We start from the raw sequence: 289 nt of genomic DNA on the forward strand, positions 1-289 counted from the left end.
AGCGCCGCCGGTAAGACAAATTTTGTGACCGTAATAGGTGTCTCGGCGATCCTTGCGGATAATATCCGTATGCGGCTCAAAGATTGAAACAATCTTTTCCAGGGCCGGAACAGATTCACCTTCAAATGCTCTGCGTTTGGTTTGGCACGCGACCTGACGAATAATAGGCAGATATTCTTGCAACTGTTTGCAAATATCGACTGCCACAGCTTGTTCAATTATGGAACTTCCCACATAATTCTGTAAACTACGCACCCCCTTTTCGGCGTAGCCTATTGTCTTCTCTGTG

General features: G+C 46.4%; 1 pseudogene. It reads right to left on the reverse strand.

Annotated elements, in window-relative coordinates:
- Window positions 1-289: pseudogene (locus tag JWH17_RS23480) on the reverse strand (ISNCY-like element ISDol1 family transposase); the annotation flags it as partial.

The sequence above is a fragment of the Desulfogranum marinum genome, from assembly GCF_016918565.1.
Classification (GTDB): domain Bacteria; phylum Desulfobacterota; class Desulfobulbia; order Desulfobulbales; family Desulfobulbaceae; genus Desulfogranum; species Desulfogranum marinum.